At 35.8% G+C, this 2,752-nt stretch carries 2 protein-coding genes; one reads left to right on the forward strand and one right to left on the reverse strand.

Annotated elements, in window-relative coordinates:
• On the forward strand, positions 1-225 hold a 225-nt coding region (locus tag F6K13_RS27110), incomplete at its 5' end, for a hypothetical protein (RefSeq protein ID WP_287288992.1).
• A 676-nt stretch (positions 226-901) separates the two neighbouring features.
• Here F6K13_RS27110 and F6K13_RS27115 read toward each other — a convergent pair.
• The coding region (locus F6K13_RS27115) for a flavin-dependent dehydrogenase (protein ID WP_287288994.1) at positions 902-2,752 on the reverse strand (1,851 nt) is incomplete at its 5' end.

The raw sequence follows: 2,752 nt of genomic DNA on the forward strand, positions 1-2,752 counted from the left end.
TACCATATCCATAAATTTGATTTTGAGATGATTGTGTTGTTAATTAGCAATCAAATAATACCATTTCTCAAAAACTTTTCTATATTTTCACATAGTAGGGGAGTAGGTGAGTGGGTAGGGAAGTTGGATGCAACTTCCCTACAGGGAGAATTAAACATAAGAATAATTAACATTAACTTACCTCAAAGTAGTAAAAAGGTTATTCGACATAAGTTAATTACCTAATAACTGAAGTTCTCATGAAGTATAGCATTATTTTTGGGAATTGGTATAATATAGTGTTTATCAAGTTACTGAGGTAAAGTTGTTTTTCTTCTTTTCTATTTCCTCGGGACTACGGACGTTGCAGGCAATGTCCCTACCTACTCCCACGCAACAAACAAATTTTGTACCTCACTCTTTTTGGGAATTGCTATATTTGCGTAAACATTCAGCAGTCAGCTATTAATTTTGGGGAAGGTAAAAGCAACCTTTGAAATTGAGTTTGAATAAAAGTTACTACCAAAGTCTCCGGACTAAATCTTAGAAATAATTAGTTATTAATAATAGCTGAATGCAAGCGCATTCCGAAGAAAGCGCTGACTGCTAATAGCTGAATGCAAGCGCTTTCCGCAGGAAATGCTTACGTTAAATTTATCTAATTTTGCATACTAAGTTTAGATTTTTGGGCGTTGGTGAAAAGCAAGGTATGATATCATGTTCCCCCTCCGGGGGAGCTACGCTAACGGATAAGAGCGCGATAGAACTCCGTGACCTTTACGCGACCAAAAAACTTTCTCCTTCTACTCGGGGTTTCTGATTCTTTCTTCCCTCCTGAGGATCTTCGACTGACTTCCCCTCCCCTCCTGGGAGGGGTTAGGAGTGGGTTGACTCCTAAGTAATGCGCGATTAATATCATACACTAATTCACCAACGCCGATTTTTGTAGTGTAAATTTCACTTTTGGTTGACCAACATTATAAGTTAAGGCATAACTATTAGCTAATATCCAAAACCATAAACTAGGATAACGAGATTCTAACCAAGGTTGAATCCAGCGGGCAAAACTAGGCAACCATCCTAATAGGAAATTCATTAAACTAAACAAAGTGAAATTGATATAGCTTATTGTCCAGAGTAATACTTCCTGAAAGTTGATAAAATCTAGAATCCACAATAAAAGATAAGGATTTTGTCTAGCTGCTTTTAGAGCTAATCTTGTAAAAGTAAACCAATTAGCTCTATCTTTAATAAAAGTATCTGCTACTTCTGGAGGTTCCTCTGCTAATAATCCAAAAAATGTATTCAATATAGAATTAATTCTTTGGGGAGGTAAAAACTTTCCAGTTGGTACCATCATGCCTTTAGAAAATAACCAAGTAACGGCAATATTACTTTGATAAGCACGAATTTGATTTAAGTGATTCGCACTGAGTAAATCATATTTTAAAGCAGTATTTAGAAGATCGGTTAAACGAGGTAAGTTTCTGACTAAAGAACCAAAGCCAGTAAACACTAAAGGAGATTGGAGAGAAGCAGCATCGCCAATACAAATTAAACGGTCAAAAGCCACCTGGCGATCGCTACCTTTGATACTAAAATGCCCAGGAATATAACCAAAGGTTGGCTTTTTCCAGACTAATTTATCCATGTCACACCGTCGATATTCTGGCAAAATTGCGAAAAAATCCTCATACATTTCTAACAAAGAACCAGGATTTTTAGGATGAACTTGATGGTAATGAAATAAATAAATTGCTAACTCATTACCAGCACAAGGAAACAACTCCCAAATTAATTGTCTGCCACGAGAAATATCGCCATGACTATTAAGAACATCTCCATAATTTGAATCCCAAACTTCCGGTTCAATTCCACCATCAATTACTGCTCCAACTGTTGGACAAATACTATCAAAAGCACGTTTACCATTTAACTGCCAAGCGATGGGAGAAGCAGTACCCATAGCATCTACTAACAAACGCCCACAGAAAATTTGTTCAGTTTTGTTAGATAGGTTTTGAGTATAAACTACAACTTTTTCTGGTTCAATTTCAGCTTTAATAAATTCTGTTTCATCTACAATTTTTCCTCCTGATTCTTGTAGTTTTCTCCCACATAAAGTGAGTGCTTTTTCTGAATCTAATGCCACATTTAAAACTGTAGGAGTATGAAGAATTGCAGCTTTGGCAAAATCAGGGTTATTACTATCAAAAAATTTGTTAAATCCGTCTTTATATTCTCTGGCAATTAAACCTTCTATTTCTGCAGCAGTAAATAAACCCAAGTCAATTAAGCTTTGTAGTTCGGAGCGAGAAATATTCCACTCTCGATTCATTTTACCAAAAGTCAAACGTTCCAATAATAATACTTTGTACCCCAATTTTGCCATGACAGCTGCATGAATAACTCCCAGAGCACCACCAACATAAATGAGGTCATATTCAACAGAATTATTATTTGTTCCTAACTCCTTTTTCCACACTACTTGTTTTGGTGTTTGAGGATTTTTAACTGATTCTCGCCAACGTTTTTCCCACCAGTATAAACGTTTAAGATCGTATTCCCCTTGAGGCATTTTTTGAAAGTATTTTGTAGTCAGAGGATAATCAGATGCTAAAGCTGTAAAAATTGACTGATTTGATAGGTCAATTATCGGAGGTTCTGGATAATTGAAAGGAAATTCTTTTCTCAAGTTGGTAGTCAAAGATGCAGTGAATTGTTTTTCTATCGAAGATACATTTCCTTGAGCAAAAACTTTGAGATAAGTAGT

Origin of the sequence: Okeania sp. SIO2B9 (genome assembly GCF_010672505.1) — a bacterium.
GTDB classification, from domain to species: Bacteria; Cyanobacteriota; Cyanobacteriia; order Cyanobacteriales; family Microcoleaceae; genus Okeania; species Okeania hirsuta.